We start from the raw sequence: 3,582 nt of genomic DNA on the forward strand, positions 1-3,582 counted from the left end.
TCAGCGGCCGCCGAGGCCGGGATCGACGGCGGCGACCGGATCGTGATGGTCGGCGACCGCGAGATCACGAACGGCAGCGAACTCGACGCCTATCTCGCGAACAGCAACGAGACAGAGGTGACGGTCACGCTCGGCGACGGCACCGAGACGACCGTGGAACGCTCGCTGCTCGTTACCAGAGTCGCCGGCGGCTCGCCGTTCGACCGCGAGGGGGCGGCCGGGCTGGACGTGAACGACACGATCACCGCCGTCAACGGCACCGAGGTCCGCACCGAACGCGGGTTCCGCGAGGCGGTCGGGAACCGGACGAGCGTCACGATCACGACCGCCGACGGCGACACGACGACCGGACCGATGGGCGTGCTCGTCCGGGCGACCGCCCCGGACCTCCCGGGGATCGGCGGCCAGCCCGGGGACCACCCGCTCAACGACTCCGCGGGGTTCCCCGCTCGAACGCCGTTCACGCTGCTCAGTATCGACGGGCAGATCACCCACACCGCCGCGGACGTGACGGCTGCGCTCGAGGAGCGTAACCCCGGCGAGACAGTCGAGGTCGTCGCGGTCGTCGACGGCGAGCGGCGGAGCGCGACGGTGACGCTGGTCGAGGACTACCGCGAGAACGAGTCGGGCGGCTATCTGGGCATCGCGCCGCTGTCGGACGGCGAGTACAGCGGCGTCGGCACGAGCAGCCTCGGCGTCGACTACTACCCGGCGGCGGGGTTCCTCTCGCTGCTGAACGGCGACGGCGGTGTCGGCGTCGTCGCCGCCGGCGGCTCGGTGCTCGGTCTGGTGCTCGTCGTCCTCCTGCTACCGTTCATCGGCGCGGTCGGCGGTGGGCAGTACAACTTCGCCGGCTTCGTCGCGGCCAACCGGAACTTCTACGAGATCACCGGGCCGCTCGAACCGCTCGGCGGCGGGGTGTTCCTGCTGGCGAACCTCCTCTTTTGGACCGGCTGGATCAACCTCAACCTCGCCTTCTTCAACTGCATCCCGGGCTACCCGCTCGACGGCGGGCGGATCCTCCGGGCCTGCGTCGAGGCGGTGGTCGCACGGCTGCCCGTCGAGGACAAGCACACGCTGACGCGGGCGATCACGACGAGCGTCGGGCTCGCGATGCTCGCGTCGCTGCTGCTCGTGGTGTTCGGGCCGCAGCTCCTCAACTGAGCGTCAGTTGGGGTCTTCCTCGACGTCCATCCGGTCGTAGAACTCCTCGGGGGTGTCGTCGATGCGCTCGAAGTCGTCGAAGTAGTACTCGTGGTGCCGGACGACCTGTTCGCAGATCCACCGCGAGAACGTCTCGTCGAAGCGCCAGTGTTCGGCGGGCTGTTCCACGTCGAACCGCTCGTCGGTGGCGAAGCTCACGTAGACGTGGTAGAAGCCGAGGATCACGTCGGCGAACTCCCGGGCCTTCGCGCCGGTCTCGACGCGCTTCTCGGCGAGTTCCTGCTCGCCCGCCTCGGTGAGCTCGAAGTACTTCCGATCGGGCTCGTCCTCGCGTTCGATCCGCTCGGCCCAGCCGTTGTCCTCGAACTTGTAGAGGATGGGGTAGACGGAGCCGTAGGACGGCTCCCAGTGACCGCCGCTGATGTCGCCGATCTCCTTGAGGATCTCGTACCCGTACCGGGGCTTCTCCTCGAGGAGTTCGAGCACGATGTACGAGATGAGGCCTTTCGGGGGGCCGCTCTTCCGCATCGTTCCCCGTACGGAGGGGGTTCTCTGAAAGGGTTTCGGTCCGGGAAGCGGCGCTTCAGCGACTGATTCGGGCGGTAACGGGAAAATCCGCCCGTTCAATCGTTCGTGAGCGGAGTGACACGCAACGCCCAAGCCCCCACAGTCCCGACCCTGAAGCATGACGGAGCCACCGCAGACCGAGGAGGGTTGGTTCGTCCTCCACGACTTCCGTGACGTCGACTGGGACGCTTGGCGCGACGCCCCCGACCGCGAGCGCGAGCGCGCGGTCGCGGAAGGCGTGGAGTACCTCGAGGACCACGAGGCCGTCGTCGACGCCGACGAGGGTACCTCGGCGGTGTTCAGCGTCGTCGGCGACAAGGCCGACCTGCTGGTGATGCATCTCCGCCCGACGCTGGATCACCTCTCGACGGCCGAGCGGCGGTTCGAGCACACCGCACTGGGGGAGTTCACCGAGCAGGCCACCTCCTACGTCTCCGTGACGGAGGTGTCGGGGTACGTCTCCGACGCCTACTTCGCCGAGGACGAGGAGGAGGTCGACGAGGGGCTGAAGCAGTACATCGAGGGGAAGATCAAGCCCGAACTGCCCGACGACGAGTACGTCTGCTTCTACCCGATGGACAAGCGCCGCGGCGAGGAGGTCAACTGGTACGACCTGCCGTTCGACGAGCGCGCGGACCTGATGGCCGGCCACGGCGAGACCGCCCGGAAGTGGGGCGGGAAGGTCGACCAGATCATCTCCTCCTCGCTCGGGCTGGACGACTGGGAGTGGGGCGTGACGCTGTTCGCCGGCGACGCCGTCGACATCAAGGACATCGTCTACGAGCTCCGGTTCGACGACGCCACCTCGAAGTACGGCGAGTTCGGCTCCTTCTTCGTCGGCCGGCGGTTCCCGCCCGCTGATCTGGGCGCGTACCTGCGCGGCGAGACGGTGCCGACGGGCGACGACGGCGGTCATCCTGATGGTCACCACCACGGCGAGAGCGAGGGCCACCACGGCGATGGTCACCATCACGGTGAGGGAGACCACGGCGACGGCGACGGTCACCACGACCACGGCGACGACGAGGACGAAGCCGACGCGGGCGACATCCGCGGCCAACTCGAGGACCTCGACATCTACGCGGGCCAGCCCCACGGCGAGGACGTGTACGCGACGGTGCTGTACAGCGAGGCCGACGCCGAGGAAGTCAGCGAGGAGGTCGACGGCCTCCGCGGCAACTTCGAGCACTACGACACTCACGTGAAGACGGCGGTGTACGAGGGGACGTACACCGACCGCGTCGCGGTCGTGAGCATCTGGGACACCGCAAGCGCCGCCGAGACCGCGGCGGGGTTCCTCTCGGACCTGCCGGGCGTGGTCGAGCGCGCCGGCGAGGAGTCCGGCTTCGGCACGATGGGGATGTTCTACACCGTCAAGCCCGACTACCAGGAGGAGTTCGTCGAGAAGTTCGACACCGTCGGCGAGATGCTCGAAGAGATGGACGGCCACTTCGAGACCGACCTGATGGTCAACCGCGAGGACGAGAACGACATGTTCATCGCGAGCCAGTGGCGCTCGCAGGACGACGCGATGGAGTTCTTCCGCTCGGACGCGTTCCGCGACACGGTGCAGTGGGGTCGTGACGTGCTGGCGGACCGGCCGCGGCACGTGTTCTTGGCCTGATTCGGTCGTCGGAGGGCTATTCGTTTTCGGTCGTTTTTCGGTGTGATACGGGCTCTCGCCGGCAGCGACGGCAACAGCAGGTCGGTGCTAGACCACTTGCGACCGCACCGCCCCGCACAGCCCACGGACCTCCCCAGCCGACTCACTCGCTCACGTCCGTTCGCTCGTTCGTCCCTCGCGCTCGGCTCGCGCACGGAGGCGCTCGCGCTTCGCGCCAACAGCGACTG

General features: G+C 68.0%; 3 protein-coding genes. 2 read left to right on the forward strand and 1 reads right to left on the reverse strand.

Translation table 11 applies throughout. From position 1 onward, the window contains the following. Positions 1-1,164: PDZ domain-containing protein (locus ACFR9S_RS11015; RefSeq protein WP_379818654.1), on the forward strand; the 1,164-nt coding region annotated here is incomplete at its 5' end. A 3-nt stretch (positions 1,165-1,167) separates the two neighbouring features. On the opposite strand, the gene ACFR9S_RS11020 is transcribed toward ACFR9S_RS11015, so the two are convergent. Next, positions 1,168-1,692 carry a PadR family transcriptional regulator gene (locus tag ACFR9S_RS11020; RefSeq protein WP_379732127.1) on the reverse strand — a complete coding sequence of 175 codons (525 nt, stop codon included), beginning with the start codon at positions 1,690-1,692 and terminating at the stop codon, positions 1,168-1,170. A gap of 157 nt (positions 1,693-1,849) precedes the next feature. On the opposite strand from ACFR9S_RS11020, the gene ACFR9S_RS11025 reads away from it, so the two are divergent. Continuing rightward, positions 1,850-3,355 (forward strand): heme-binding protein, encoded by a 1,506-nt coding sequence (locus ACFR9S_RS11025; protein ID WP_379732126.1) that lies wholly within the window; start codon positions 1,850-1,852, stop codon positions 3,353-3,355. Positions 3,356-3,582 lie beyond the last annotated feature (227 nt).

The organism is Halolamina salina, from assembly GCF_042678005.1.
In the GTDB taxonomy this organism is placed as follows: domain Archaea; phylum Halobacteriota; class Halobacteria; order Halobacteriales; family Haloferacaceae; genus Halolamina; species Halolamina salina.

What these genes read in the sequence shown, in the direction of transcription:
- ACFR9S_RS11020 (WP_379732127.1), bottom strand. Translation starts at nt 1,692, where the DNA reads ATGCGGAAGAGCGGCCCCCCGAAAGGCCTCATCTCGTACATCGTGCTC.
- ACFR9S_RS11025 (WP_379732126.1), top strand. Translation starts at nt 1,850, where the DNA reads ATGACGGAGCCACCGCAGACCGAGGAGGGTTGGTTCGTCCTCCACGAC.